Raw genomic sequence first — 12,051 nt, 5'->3', positions numbered from 1 at the left:
CCCATGAAGCTCTACATCACCGCCCCGTCGCCCTTCGCCCGCAAATGCCGCATCGTCGCGCGCGAGAAGGGGCTGGCGGTCGAGGAGATCTTCGTCGACCCCTACGCCAACGCGCCCGAGCTGCTGGCCGCCAATCCGGTCGTGCAGGTCCCGACGCTGATCGCGCCGGACGGCCTGCCGGTGAACGACAGCCCGGTGATTTGCGAGTATCTGGACGGCCTCGGTTCCGGTCCGCGCCTGCTGCCCGCCGAAGGGGCTGAGCGGCTGCGCGTGCGGCGGCTTGAGGTGCTGGCCGACGGCCTGCTGGAGATGGGCGTGAAACTGGTGCTGGAGAAGCGCCGTCCGGAAAGCGAGCGCTCGCCCTCGTGGATGACGCGCTGGACCGAGAACATGCATCGCTGCCTCGACGCGCTGGAAGCCGCCGACCTGTCGGCGGACGATTTCCACGTCGGCGTGCTGAACACCGGCGTGGCCCTGACCTGGATCGACTTCCGCCATCCGGACTTCGACTGGACGACCGGCCGTCCGCGCCTGGTCGCCCTGCAGGCGGCGCTGGAGGCGCGGCCCAGCTTCATGGAAACCCGGCCGGCCTGAGCCGAACCATGGCGAGACTCTGAGGTCAGACCTACCTACGGTCGTTGACCGTGGATTTTCTGGATGGCAGGTAGTCGCCACGGCTCACCGGGGGGGTGAGCCGCTCTAGTTTGGGGCTTCCAATGATTTCCAACCGTTACGCGCGCTTCGGCGTGCGCGCGCTGGCGCTTGTCGCCGCCGCGCTGACCTTGCCTGCCTGCGCCACCATCACGCGCGGTTCGAGCCAGGAGTTCACCGTCGAAAGCACGCCGCCCGGCGCGCGTGTCTCGACCTCGAACGGCTTCCAGTGCGATTCCACGCCCTGCACCTTCCGCATGCCGCGCAAGGATGAGTTCCGCGCCACCATTTCGATGAACGGCTACGTCACCCAGGAACACCACATTGAAAGCAGCATGTCGGGAAGCGGCGCCGCCGGTCTGGCCGGCAATGTGATCTTCGGCGGCATCGTCGGCGGCGTTGTGGACGCCAATTCGGGCGCTCTGAACGACCTCAAGCCGAACCCGCTGATCGTGACCCTGCGCACGCCGTCCGAAGAGGCCGCATGGCAGGCCTCGGAAGCCGAACGCGCCCGTCAGGCCGCCGCCGCGGCCACGTCCGGCGCCAATCCGTAGGCCGAACCGGTCTTCGAACCCGCTGGGGGCGGGGCGGACCTAGGTCCGTCCCGCGCCTTTCGTTTCAGCCCATCACGCCCGACAACTGCAAGCCCTGGAAGCCGGCCAACAGGACCAGCAGGCCGCCCACCGCATAGGTCATCGGCCGGCGTGGGACGCGCTTGGCGATCAGGCCGGCGAAAGGCGCGGCCAGCAGGCCGCCGACCACCAGTCCGCCCACGGCGGCGGCGTGGTTCTGCAGGGCGTCCGCCTCTTCCCAGTGACCGCTGAGCAGGGACCAGACGAAGGTCGCGCTGACGGCGACCGTGACGAAGAACTCGGCGGTGTTGACCGTGCCGATGGCGCGGCGCGGTTCCTGCCCGGCGCCGACCAGGGTGGACGACACCGTCGGGCCCCAGCCTCCGCCGCCGATGGCGTCAAGGAAGCCGCCGACCGCGCCCAGGGGCGCGACGATCCAGGTCGGGCGGATCAGGCGCGGCTTCACGTCATGTCCGGCGCGCCACAGGATCCAGATCCCCATCAGGGCCAGATAGGCGATGACGAACGGCTTGATGACATTGCTGTCCAGTCCCGCCAGCACATAGGCGCCGATACAACCGCCGACGACGCCGGCCGCCGCCAGCGGCAGCAGCATCTTCCAGTCGACGTTGCGGTGCCAGGCGTGGCTGCCCGCCGAGGCCGCCGTGGTGAAGACTTCGGCTCCGTGCACGCTGGCCGACGCCGTCGCCGGCGGCACGCCGAAGGCCAGCAGCACCGAGGAGGAGATTACGCCGTAGGCCATGCCCAGGGACCCGTCGACGGCCTGTGCGACAAAGCCGACGACGAGGAACAGCAGGAAGGTTTCCATGAAGGCTCTGGGTGTCGCGGACGGGAGGCGTCCCATCGAGCTAATGCGCGAAGCCGCCGGTTGTAACAGCGACGCTGTCACGTTTCCGTCAGGCTGCATTACCCCTTTTTCACTGGACCGTGCGTCGTCTGGAAGGCTTCGTCCTGCTTCGCGACGCCGCGAAGGGATGATGCGATGATGATCCGAACGCTCCTGGCCGCCACTTTCACCGCCCTCATGTTCGCCGGACAGGCCTCGGCGCAGATGGGCAACGAACCGTCCAGGCCTGACCCCGCCTTCGCCTGTCATGTGGGCCTGTATCGCCTCGCCGACGGGACCCTGATCGACGTTGCGCCCATCGACGGCCCTGGCGGCCGCTGGCGGCTGATCGACGGCCGCACCGCCCGGCTGCGCCAGGACGCCTCGGGCGCCTGGACCGGAACCGAGGGCTGGACCGACCGTCCCGCCCCCATCGCGGCCTCTTTCGGCGACTGCACGACCGCCGACCGCATGACCTTCGACGGCCGCGAGGCGCGCCGGGTCGAACTGCCCACCACAGCGGTGTCGTTCATCGGCGGCGAGGGCGCGCAGCTGGCGGGCCGGCTGATCCTGCCGCCTGGCGACGGGCCGGTTCCGATCATGATCGAGGTCCACGGCTCCGAGAGCAGCGCGGCGCTCGACTACAACTGGTTCCAGCGGCTGGCCCCGGCCTCGGGCGTCGGCGTCTTCGTCTACGACAAGCGCGGCACCGGAGGGTCTCAAGGGACCTACACCCAGGATTTCGACCTGCTCGCCACTGACGCGGCGGCGGCGGTCGAGGCCGCGCGGCGGGCGGCGGGGTCCCGCGCCGGACGCGTCGGCCTGCACGGCGGCAGCCAGGGCGGCTGGGTCGCTCCGCTGGCGGCGACCAAGACCCCGGTCGACTTCGTCACCATCGGCTTCGGCATGGCCGAGGGCGTCCTGGCCGAGGAGCATGGCGAGATCCGTGACAGCCTTACGGACAAGGGCTGGGGACCGGAGGTGCTCGCCGAGGCCGAGAAGATCTACGCCGTCACGGCCGCCTTCATGTCGTCGAACGGCGCGGTCGGCTTCGCCGATCTCGACGCCGTGCGCGCCCGCTACGGCGCCGAGCCGTGGTTCAAGGACGTCGGCGGAGACTTCACCCCCATCCTCCTGAAGTCTTCGAACGAAGAGGTCACCGCCATCCTCGCCCAGATCCAGTGGGGCATCATGTGGGACTACGACCCCCTGCCGACCCTGCGCGGTCTCGATGTCCCCATGCTGTGGATCCTCGCCGCCAACGACACCGAGGCGCCGATGGAGGGCACGCGCCCGCGCCTGGCCGCGCTCGCCGCCGAGGGCCGTCCCGTCACCGTCGTTCAATATCCCGACGCCGACCACGGCATCGTCCAGTTCGAGCCCGGCCCCAACGGGACGCGGATCGAGACCCGCTATTCGGACGGCTACATCCAGGCCGTGTTCGACTGGGCGGCATATGGAGAGCTGCGCCACGACCTGGGCCGCGGCGAAGTTCTGGCCCGTCCCGCGGGAGGCCGTCGATGAAACCGACCCGCCGCTTCGTCCTGGCCGCCGCGGCCGCCGCGCCCCTGGCCGGCGCCGCCCGCGCCGCCGATGTCGATAGGCTGACCGTGGGCCGTCCGCTGCCCCGGTTCGATCTGTTGAAGCCCGGCGCTCGGACCTATCTGCGCTCGGTTGAGAAGGACGGCGCCCATATCGCCGTCGATATCTGGCGGCGCGAGGTCCGCTTCGAGGACATCGAAGGCGTCCGGCGTCTTCACATCGTCCAGCGCTGGGACGGGACCGGGCAGACGCCGTCCCTGGCCGAGCGCGATTCCGTCTTCGAAATCGGGACGTTCCGCCCGCTGACCCACATCCGGACCACCACCCGCGATGGGACCCGCGTGGTCGAAGGGTTCCGCTTCTCGCCCGAGGCCATCACCGGCCTGCCGGATCTGCCCGACAACAGCCGCGCCGACTTCTCAGTCCCGTCGCCTGAGGCGGCGTACAATTTCGAGACCGACATGGAGATGCTGCAGACCCTGCCCTGGGCGCCGGGGTACGCGGTCTCCATCCCCTTCTACCATCCCGGCGGAGGGCCGCCGGCGCGTTATGTCTGGCGGGCCGGCGACGAGGCCGTCCTGACCGGTCCGGACGGCGCGGCGATCGACTGCTGGGTGGTCGAGACGGACTACAACTCCGGCGGGGCCTCGATCGCGCGCTTCTGGCTGGCCAAGTCGACCCAGCAACTGATCAAGATGGAAAGCCCCGGGACGGCCGGAACCCTGCACCGGAAAACCCTGCTGTACTGACGCCGCATTGGACAGGTCCCGACGGGCCGGATAGGAGATCGGCCCCTTTCCGGAGAAACACTTGCGACTTCCCCAGGCCCGGCTCGATCAGGTGCTCGACCGCTTCCACGAGGTGGAGGCGCGCATGGGCGCGGCCTCGGACGGCGCCGAGATCGTGCGCCTGTCCAAGGAGCACGCCGAACTGAAGCCGGTCGCGGACGCCGTCCAGGGCCTGGCCCGGACCCGCGCCGAGATGGCCGATCTGGAGCTGATGGCCGAAGACCCGGAGATGGCCGACATGGCCGCCGACGAGCTTCAGTCGCTCAAGGACCGCCTGCCGGAGATGGAGCGCGAGGTCGCCCTCCTGCTGGCGCCGCGCGACGCCGACGAGAACGCCTCGGCCGTGCTGGAAGTTCGCGCCGGCACCGGCGGCGACGAAGCCGCCCTGTTCGCCGGCGACCTGTTCCGCATGTATTCGCGTTACGCCTCCACCCGGGGCTGGAAGGTCGAGGTCGACAGCGCCACCGAGGGCGAGGCCGGCGGCTACAAGGAAATCATCGCCACCGTCACCGGCGACGGCGTCTTCGGTCGCCTGAAGTTCGAAAGCGGCGTCCACCGCGTCCAGCGGGTCCCGGCCACCGAGGCCGGCGGCCGCATCCACACCTCGGCCGCCACCGTCGCCGTCCTGCCCGAGGTCGAGGACGTCGAGATCGACATCCAGGACAAGGACATCCGCATCGACACCTTCCGCGCCTCCGGCTCGGGCGGCCAGCACGTCAACAAGACCGATTCCGCCGTCCGCATCACCCACTTCCCGTCCGGGATCGTGGTGACCTCGTCCGAGAAGTCGCAGCACGTGAACCGCGACAAGGCGATGAAGAACCTGCGCGTCCGCCTCTACGACATGCAGCGTCAGATGAAGGACACCGCCCGTTCCGACGCCCGCAAGTCGCAGGTCGGCTCGGGCGACCGGTCCGAGCGCATTCGCACCTACAACTTCCCCCAGGGCCGGGTCACCGACCACCGCATCGGCCTGACCCTGCACAGCCTGCCCCAGATCCTCGAGGGCGACATCGACCCGATGCTCAACGCCCTGATCGCCGAGGACCAGGCCGCCCGCCTCGCCGATCTGGAAGCCGAGTTCGGCTGACCCTCAGTTCCGCGGGCGGATCCTCCGTCGCAGCAGTCGGTCCGACAGGGCCTCGGCGTGCTTCAGCGTGAAGGCCAGGGCCGCCGGATTGCCGCGCTTGGGCCCGACGCTGTCGGCCATGACGGCCCCGCGCTCGCCCAGCGCCATGGGCTCGCCGGTGGTCGTGTCGATGGCGGTCTGGTGCTCGATCTCGGCGTTCAGCTCGGCGCCCATCAGGATGATCTGCACGCTCAGCCAGGTCCACAGCAGGAAGCCCATCATCGCCGCCAGCGGGCCGTAGGAGGCCGTGCGCACGAAGGTCTGCAGGTACCAGCTGAAGCCCAGCGACAGCCCCACGCTCAGCAGGGCGGCGAAGATCGCCCCCGGCGTCAGCCACCGCCACCGCGCCTTCTGCCGGCACGGGCCCATGCGGTAGATCAGCGTCAGCGCCGCGCCGTAGATCAGCAGCAGCAGCGGCCAGCGGAACGGCGCCAGATAGGCCCATTCATCAGCCAGCCCCAGCACGCTCAGGGCCACGGGCACGCCGACCACCATGCCCGCCGCCAGCAGCACCGCCAGCAGGCCGGACACGGTGAAGGCCATGCACAGCAGGTTGTACCGGATCAGGCTGCGCCGCTCGACCTCGTGATAGGCGACGTTCAGCCCGTAGAAGAGCACCTTGATCGCCCCGTTGGCCGTCCACAGCGACAGCGCCAGCGTCCAGACCAGGGTGAAGGTCAACTGGCCGGTCGAGTTCTCGGCCAGCCGCTGCATCTCCCCGCCCAGGAACTCGGCCACCCCTTGCGGGAGCACCGAGTACAGGAACTCCAGCCGGCCCCAGGCGTCGTTCGGATCGGCGAACAGGCCGTAGATGGTCACGAAAGCGGCCAGGGTCGGGAACAGCGACAGGACCACGAAGAAGGTCACCCCGCCGGCCACGAATCCGACCCGGTCGCCGAAATAGGAGGCGCCCCAGCGCCACAGGATGTCGACCCAGCCCTTGTGCGGAATATGTTCGGGCCGCCGCGCCGTCCGGCCGCGACCGGGCTCCTGGGCGTCAAAGTCCTCGGGCGTCGGCGGGCGCGGGGGCAGGGGCTCAGGCCGCTGCGGGCGAAGCTCCACCCCGAACTTGTGCCCGCGCGTGTACAGCAGGTGCGCGGCGCCCGCGCCGGCGGCCAGGCCGCCCACGATGGCGCCGGCGACGCGCCACAGACCCGGTCCCGTCTTCCTGTCCAAGCCTGTCTTTCCCGACTGTCGCTGCATGGGCGCGACAACGGCCAAGCTGCCCCTGCCGTTCCCGCCGTCTTGCGGACTCCGCGAACCCCGTCATAGCTTGGGGTGGTTCGGGGGACCAACATGCGGCTCACAAGTCTCGTCTTTCTCGCAGGACTGGCCGTGGCCCCTATCGCGGTGGCTTCGCCGCCGCCGTCAGCCCCGCAGGCGTCCCGAACGGCGCCGGATCCGGATGATCCCGGCACCGGTCTCTGGAGTTCGGAGGCGCTGGAGGAGGCGGCCGCGCCATTCTTCAAGCTTCGCCGCCTGAGCGGCGCGGCGGCCGGCGACGCGGCGCTCGAAACCCGGCTCTCGAATACTCCTGGCGCGGCCGAGCGGGCGCGGCTGCTGACCGCCTATGGCGTGAACCTGATGGTCGATGGCGACGCCGACCCCATCTCCGCCGCGACTCAGGCCCTGCCATATATGAAGCGCGCCGTCGCAGAGGGACGGCAGGGCTTCGCTGCGGACAGCCGGATGCTGGCGATGCTGCTTTCGGACGCGGCCAGAACCGAGTTCATGGCCCGCGGCTCTCAGACCTCGGCGGATGCGGAGCTGTGGCTGGAAGAGGCCCATCGCATCCGCGTGGCGCGGCTGGGACCCGGTCATATCGAGACGCTCTCGACCCTGACCGGACTGGCCGACATTCGCGGCGTCGCTGATGGTCTCAACGACGATCCGGCGCGCGTGCGAGCGGTCGCCGCCCTCTACGAACCGTTGCTGAGGGCTGACCCGGTGGAGGGGACGGATGGCCAGGATCTGACCATGCTGTTCAATCAATGGACGGTCTTCCTTGCGGGCGCGCGGCGGCCTGACGAGGCTTGCGCGGTGCTGGACAAGATGAATGCGCTGTCGGATCGGCTGGGTCTCAACATGGGCTACGCCGGCTATGTGCTCGGCGAGGCCCTGTCGGAGGCCGGTTATGCGGATCGCGCCGCGCCCCTGATCGAGCTGGAGTCGTCGATGATGGCGCTTCCTGGAGAGCGGGCTTCGCTGTCCGGCAAGCCGCCCCGCTGCGGTCGGTAGAGCTTGAAATCGTCGGCCAGCCGCGCCAATCCGTCCGCATGACCGACACTGCCTCCGCCCGCACCCTGCTGACCGCCTGGAAGGCGGCCACGGCCGACCTCAAGGCGGCCCGCATCGACAGCCCTTCGATCGACGCCCGCCTGTTGCTGGAGGTCGCCGCCGACTGCTCGCGCACTGATATCCTGACCGACCCCTACCGCGTCGTCACCGACGCCCAGCGGGCCGTGCTGGACGGCTATATCGCCCGCCGCCTGAAGCGTGAGCCGGTGTCGAAGATCCTCGGCCAGAAGGGCTTCTGGAAGATCATGCTGAACGTCACCCCGGACGTTCTCAGCCCGCGCGCGGACACTGAGGCCCTGCTGGACGTGGTCATGCTGGCCTACGCCCCGCATGAGGCCTTCACGATGATCGACCTGGGCACCGGCTCGGGCGCCATCCTTCTGGCCACCCTGGCCGAGCGCCCGGCGGCCAAGGGGGTCGGCACGGACATCTCGACCGAGGCCCTGGCCGTGGCGCGCGAGAACGCCGCCAACCTGGATCTTGCCGGCCGCTGCGACTTCATCCGCACCGAATGGGCCACCGGCTTCGCGGAACACAGCTTCGACCTGGTGGTCTCCAACCCGCCCTATATTCCGTCGGGCGACATCCCCGGCCTCGACCCCGAGGTGCGCGAGCATGACCCCCATCTGGCCCTGGACGGCGGCGAGGACGGCCTGGTCGCCTATCGCGAGCTGGCGCCCGAAATCATGCGCATCCTCAAGCCCGGCGGGACCTTCGCGGTCGAGATCGGCTGGGACCAGGGCCCGCAGGTCAAGGCCCTGTTCGAGGCCGCGGGCTTCGAGGACGTCATCGTGGTCAAGGATCTGTCCGACCGCGACCGCGTCGTCACCAATGGCCCCAATCCCCGGACCAATCCGATTCCGAAGATGTAGGTCAGTCGTCGAACAGGAAGACGACGATGTTCAGGTCTGGGATCACGATCAACTGACTGTCGACGCCCCACGTCGTGTAGGATCCGGGCCTCATCAGAGCGTCAACGATCCGGTCCTGGAGCGGCGATCGCAGACAAAGGAGGCCGGGGCGGGGCCCTTCGCCAAGGTCCGCCCGGGTCGTGGTTTCCCGCCAGGGCGCCCAGGTCGGCGAGGGGCGGCGGGTGTGGACATAGCCTCGCCCGACCGTCCCGCCTTCGAAGGCGGCCAAACCCTCGCGGCGCAAGCGGGCGCTCTCCGCCGGGGACATGGAGAAGATCGCGCCTCCGCAGGCCGAGTACCAGCCCTGTGAACGCTGCGACGTCATGATCTGGATCGGAACCTGCTCGGGGATATATTTCCGGTAGTGCTGATCGGCCCAGAACCACAATCCGAACCAGATCAGCCCGGCGGGGATGAGCACGCCCAGCGCCACGCCCACGCCGATGTCCCGAACCGTCGTTGAAAAGGACGAAGCCATGCGTCCCAGTCTCATCGGTCAGGGTTGGCGAACCGTTGAGGTGAAAACAAAAACCCTTGGAAACGCCATGATCCCGCGCTAAGTCTCCCTTGTCTCCCACCCGAAACGCACGCCTCGAACCGCTCTGGTTCATGACTCGCGCGCGTTCAGGGCAGTGACGGTCGGGCCGGTCGCCCGGCGGACCACGGGGCGACACGGCTTTCCGAACACATCGCCAGCGGGGAATAGGCCCCGCCCGAGACGGAACACCCCCGGACGGATACCGAGCCCAGAGGCCCGGTCCGCCCTCCCCATCAAGGCACGGTAGCGTCCGATGAGAGATTTCAAGGGCATGAAGCGTCAACGCGGACGCAACAGGAAGCCCGGCAGCGGCGGCAACAACAACGCCAACGCCACCAACCCCAATCGTTCCTGGGACTCGCAAGGTCCCGAGAACATCAAGGTCCGCGGCAACGCCCAGACCGTCTATGAGCGCTACATGCAGCTGGCGCGCGACGCGTCGGCCGGCGGCGACCGCGTTCTGGCCGAGAACTACACCCAGCACGCCGAACACTATTTCCGCGTCCTGCGCGCCCTGCAGCCCCAGCGTTCGGTCTCCGAGATCGCCCAGCGCGAACTGGCCGGCCAGGGCTTCGACATCGATTTCGAGGACGAATCCGGCGCCCAGGCGGCGGCCATCATGGCCGCCCAACAGGCCGAGGCCGACCGTGTCGCGCAGCAGGAAGCCCGTCAGCGCGAACAGGAAGAGCGCCAGAACGAACGCTCGGGCGAACAGCCGCGCCGTGAATGGCGTGATCGCGACGACCGTGAGCCGCGGGAACCCCGCGAACCGCGTGAACCGCGCGCCGAAAGCGCCGCGCCCGCCGCCGCCGCTGACGGCGAGGCCCGCGAGGGCGGTCGCCGCGAGAGCCGCCGCGAACGCTGGGAGCGCCGCCGGGACGAACGCAACCGTCGCTTTGACGGCGAGGGCGACGCCCCCGCCGACGCCGGTGACGACGCTCCGGCCTTCGAGGCCGAGCCCGCGCCCGTCGCCGAGACCGCTCCGGCCCCGGTCCAGGCCCCGGAACGCGCCGAGCGCGCCCCGCGCCGGTCGCGCCGCGAGGAACAGCCCGCCGACGAGGCGCCCACCGCCCTGCCGGGTTTCCTGACCCGTTCGGCCGCCCCGTCCGCGCCCGCTCCGGCGCCCGAGGCGGCCGCTGAAGAGGCTCCGGCGCCCAAGCGTCGTGCGCCCCGCCGCAAGGCCGACGCTCCCGCTGAAGAGAGCTGACGCGGCCTCCCGCGAGGGAAAAACCGTCATCGCCGATCCGGTCTCTGAGGTCCCCGCGACGCGAGGGTGCTTGACGTCGGCCGTCCGGACCGGTCCAAAAGAGCCGAGCCACGCCCTCAGCCTGTGTTCGGGAGCGCCCATGCCTCGTCTGTTCCGGCTGCCGACCCTGATCGTCGGCGCCGTTCTGGCCCTGTCCGCCTGCGCCACGCCGCCGGCCCCGCCGCCACCGCCGCCTTCGGGCGGGCCGGGCGCGACCCTGCGCGACTGGCGCGGCATCGTCACCGCCGCCGATCGTGATCGCTACGCCCGCCGCGACGCGGCCTGGTCGCTGGCCCTGCAGCAGGCGCGCCGCCAGCGCGGCTCGGGCGACCTCAACAGCCTGGGCGACCTGATCGATCCGGACGCGCGGCGGCCCTCCGTCATTCCCGCCGCCGGCGATTATCGCTGTCGCACGGTCAAACTGGGTTCCCAGGGCGGTGAGGACGGTCTGGGCTATGTCGTCTACGGTTGGTTCGCCTGCCGCATCGAACAGACCCCTAACGGGCTGAAATTCGTCAAGCTGACCGGCTCGCAGCGCCCGTCCGGCCTGCTCTTCCCCGAGGACGACCGTCATATGGTCCTGCTCGGCTCCATGGCCCTGGCTTCCGAGCCCCCGGCCAACTCCTACGGTCAGCGCCCCGACCGGGATCTGGTCGCGACGCTGGAGAGGATCGGCGAGCGCCGCTGGCGGCTGGTGATCCCCTGGCCCCAGAACGAGTCCAACCTCGACCTGATCGAACTCGTTCCCGCCTGATCGGAAACCCGATCGACGGTCGCCCGTTGTGCAAGCTCAGCCATATGGAGCCTGCCCGATGCGGACCCTGATCGCCGTCGTTTCCGTCACCGCCCTGCTTGCCGCCTGTGGGGATAATTCGGCGCCCGCGACCCGCGATCCCGCCACGGCGCCGGACAAAGCCGCCGCCGCGCCGACCCCCGCCGGAGAACCGGCTGCCCCGCCGCCCGTTCCGGCGGCAGAAGAGCAGGAGCAAGCCTCCGGCTGGCGCGGCCTCGCCTCCAGCGCCGACGCCGCCAATCTCGGCCGCCTCGATCAGGCCTGGCGTCTCGGCCGCGCCGAGGCCGAGGACAAGGGCTTCGCATCGCAGGTCGAGGCCCTGGGGCCGTTGGTCGATCCCAACGCCGGTCAGGCGGGGCGTCTGCAGCCCTCGCCGGGAACCTACCGCTGCCGCACCGTCAAGCTGGGGGCCAAGGCCGAGGGCGGACTGGCCTACGTCGCCTACCCCTTCTTCCGCTGCACGGTCGAGCTGACCCCCGGCGGCGACCTGATCCTGACCAAGACGACGGGTTCGCAGCGCACGCGCGGCCTGCTTTATCCGGACACGGATCGTCGCCTTGTCTTCATCGGCGCCCAGGCCTGGGGCGCGGACGAAACCGGCTTCCCGGTCTACGGCGCCCAAACCGAACGCGACCAGGTCGGCGTCTTCGAACGCATCGGCCCCGAGCGCTGGCGCATGGTCGTCCCGTGGCCGCGGGTGGAGTCCAAGCTGGAGATCCTTGAACTGGTGCGGTGA

At 69.9% G+C, this 12,051-nt stretch carries 13 protein-coding genes; 10 read left to right on the top strand and 3 right to left on the bottom strand.

The window, feature by feature from the left end:
• Positions 1-3: 3 nt before the first annotated feature.
• Together AC1RRF_RS09445 and AC1RRF_RS09440 are read left to right on the top strand one after the other, a co-directional pair.
• Positions 4-594 carry a glutathione S-transferase N-terminal domain-containing protein gene (locus AC1RRF_RS09445; protein WP_492834190.1) on the top strand — a complete coding sequence of 197 codons (591 nt, stop codon included), beginning with the start codon at positions 4-6 and terminating at the stop codon, positions 592-594.
• Positions 595-716: 122 nt separating this feature from the next.
• On the top strand, positions 717-1,205 hold the full coding sequence (locus AC1RRF_RS09440; RefSeq protein WP_492834189.1) for a translation initiation factor 2: 489 nt from the start codon (positions 717-719) through the stop codon (positions 1,203-1,205).
• A gap of 64 nt (positions 1,206-1,269) precedes the next feature.
• Here AC1RRF_RS09440 and AC1RRF_RS09435 read toward each other — a convergent pair whose 3' ends face one another.
• Positions 1,270-2,052 carry a sulfite exporter TauE/SafE family protein gene (locus tag AC1RRF_RS09435; protein WP_492834188.1) on the bottom strand — a complete coding sequence of 261 codons (783 nt, stop codon included), beginning with the start codon at positions 2,050-2,052 and terminating at the stop codon, positions 1,270-1,272.
• A gap of 177 nt (positions 2,053-2,229) precedes the next feature.
• Here AC1RRF_RS09435 and AC1RRF_RS09430 point away from each other — a divergent pair, with 177 nt between their 5' ends.
• From AC1RRF_RS09430 to prfA, 3 genes are all read left to right on the top strand, one after another.
• Complete coding sequence (locus AC1RRF_RS09430; RefSeq protein ID WP_492834187.1) at positions 2,230-3,594, top strand: alpha/beta hydrolase family protein; 1,365 nt, start codon at positions 2,230-2,232, stop codon at positions 3,592-3,594.
• A complete protein-coding gene (locus tag AC1RRF_RS09425; protein ID WP_492834186.1) occupies positions 3,591-4,361 on the top strand; it encodes a DUF3108 domain-containing protein in 771 nt (256 codons plus the stop codon). The genes AC1RRF_RS09430 and AC1RRF_RS09425 overlap by 4 nt, the downstream gene beginning before the upstream one ends.
• Positions 4,362-4,422: 61 nt before the next feature.
• Positions 4,423-5,490 carry a peptide chain release factor 1 gene (prfA, locus tag AC1RRF_RS09420; protein ID WP_492834185.1) on the top strand — a complete coding sequence of 356 codons (1,068 nt, stop codon included), beginning with the start codon at positions 4,423-4,425 and terminating at the stop codon, positions 5,488-5,490.
• A 3-nt stretch (positions 5,491-5,493) separates the two neighbouring features.
• On the opposite strand, the gene AC1RRF_RS09415 is transcribed toward prfA, so the two are convergent.
• Positions 5,494-6,705 carry a YihY/virulence factor BrkB family protein gene (locus AC1RRF_RS09415; RefSeq protein WP_492834184.1) on the bottom strand — a complete coding sequence of 404 codons (1,212 nt, stop codon included), beginning with the start codon at positions 6,703-6,705 and terminating at the stop codon, positions 5,494-5,496.
• Between the two features lie 159 nt (positions 6,706-6,864).
• Between AC1RRF_RS09415 and AC1RRF_RS09410 the strand changes: the two genes are divergently transcribed.
• Complete coding sequence (locus tag AC1RRF_RS09410; protein WP_492834183.1) at positions 6,865-7,767, top strand: hypothetical protein; 903 nt, start codon at positions 6,865-6,867, stop codon at positions 7,765-7,767.
• Positions 7,768-7,805: 38 nt separating this feature from the next.
• Positions 7,806-8,699: a peptide chain release factor N(5)-glutamine methyltransferase gene (gene prmC, locus AC1RRF_RS09405; protein WP_492834182.1), complete on the top strand. Its 894-nt coding sequence runs from the start codon at positions 7,806-7,808 to the stop codon at positions 8,697-8,699.
• A 1-nt stretch (position 8,700) separates the two neighbouring features.
• Here the strand turns inward: prmC and AC1RRF_RS09400 are convergent, their stop codons facing one another.
• Positions 8,701-9,216: a hypothetical protein gene (locus tag AC1RRF_RS09400; protein ID WP_492834181.1), complete on the bottom strand. Its 516-nt coding sequence runs from the start codon at positions 9,214-9,216 to the stop codon at positions 8,701-8,703.
• A gap of 331 nt (positions 9,217-9,547) precedes the next feature.
• Between AC1RRF_RS09400 and AC1RRF_RS09395 the strand changes: the two genes are divergently transcribed.
• The 3 genes from AC1RRF_RS09395 to AC1RRF_RS09385 all read left to right on the top strand — a co-directional run bounded on the left by AC1RRF_RS09395 (position 9,548) and on the right by AC1RRF_RS09385 (position 12,051).
• Positions 9,548-10,483, top strand: a complete 936-nt coding sequence (locus tag AC1RRF_RS09395; RefSeq protein WP_492834180.1) for a DUF4167 domain-containing protein — start codon at positions 9,548-9,550, stop codon at positions 10,481-10,483.
• Positions 10,484-10,622: 139 nt separating this feature from the next.
• Entirely contained in the window at positions 10,623-11,276 is a 654-nt protein-coding gene (locus tag AC1RRF_RS09390) for a DUF4893 domain-containing protein (RefSeq protein WP_492834179.1), read from the top strand.
• Between the two features lie 58 nt (positions 11,277-11,334).
• Positions 11,335-12,051: a DUF4893 domain-containing protein gene (locus AC1RRF_RS09385; protein ID WP_492834178.1), complete on the top strand. Its 717-nt coding sequence runs from the start codon at positions 11,335-11,337 to the stop codon at positions 12,049-12,051.

It is taken from the genome of Brevundimonas sp. GW821-FHT12C05, from assembly GCF_058807475.1.
The sequence above is the reverse complement of the archived record's forward strand: the minus strand, read 5'-3'. Positions and strand labels throughout refer to the sequence as shown.